Origin of the sequence: Enterobacter cloacae complex sp. ESBL7, assembly GCF_041679625.1 — a bacterium.
In the GTDB taxonomy this organism is placed as follows: Bacteria; Pseudomonadota; Gammaproteobacteria; order Enterobacterales; family Enterobacteriaceae; genus Enterobacter; species Enterobacter asburiae_B.
Genome location: NZ_JBGORN010000034.1, coordinates 1 through 936, shown reverse-complemented (window position 1 = coordinate 936; position 936 = coordinate 1). Strand labels below are relative to the sequence as shown.

Sequence of the window (936 nt, the reverse complement as noted above, 5' to 3'; positions counted from 1 at the left end):
CATAAATAAATCCGGGAATACCTGAAGGAGAAATAAAAAAAGTTATAGCCAGTACTGGCACAATGATCAGTGGTAGTGCATACCAGGGTAACCCGCCAATAATGATCCCAGTCTGTTTTCTCACATTAACCAGGACTGGATAAAAAATAATGAGCGAGACAAATGCCAGAAGTGCTGACAATGTGCTGGTAGTCGGCATCGTATGCCATGCCGACAGAATGTTGTCACAGATAAGTAACGCATCGTTTATGGATGATGCCCTGAAAAATACCCACGCCAGACAGACAAAAAGAAAGGTCATCAGGCGTGCGAGAGCTGCTGGGAGCATAAAACCAGTTCTTTCTGAAACGTAGCGCCGCCAGAGGTTATTCACTACCATACCAGAACCATGCAACGCCCCCCAGATAATAAACGTCAACCCGGCACCATGCCAGACACCGGACAGCACCATTGCTACAAAAATGTTCACCTGCGCACGCAACCAGCCTTTTCTGTTTCCACCAAGGGGAATATAAATATAATCACGGATAAATGTTGATAAACTGATGTGCCAGAGTCGCCAGAATTCCTGCAAATTACTGGCTCGATATGGGTGGTTAAAATTTTCGCCCAGCCGGTAACCGAGTAACAATGCCATACCTGTAACCAGATCTGTATAACCAGAAAAATTAAAATATATTTCCCATGCCCAGCCAAATACCCCCAACAGACAATCCCAGCCACTTGCTGCATCAGGATTATTAAAAACATCCGTGACCAGATTATCGTTTAGCCATGAACTAAAAAGAAACAGTTTGATGATGGCAAGGACGATTAAAAACAACGCTTTTTTATAATGAAGGATATGCCGTTTTTGATTTTCCAGTTGAGGGAATAACTGTACGGCACGGTTAACCGGACCTGCGGTAAATGTCGGTAAAAAACTCATGTAGAGCA

Annotated in this window: 1 protein-coding gene; it reads right to left on the bottom strand. The window is 43.7% G+C overall.

Annotation, left to right across the window (positions count from 1 at the left end; genetic code table 11):
* A partial coding sequence (locus ACERY3_RS25315) for an MBOAT family protein (RefSeq protein WP_373226797.1) occupies positions 1 to 936 on the bottom strand: 936 nt, incomplete at both ends.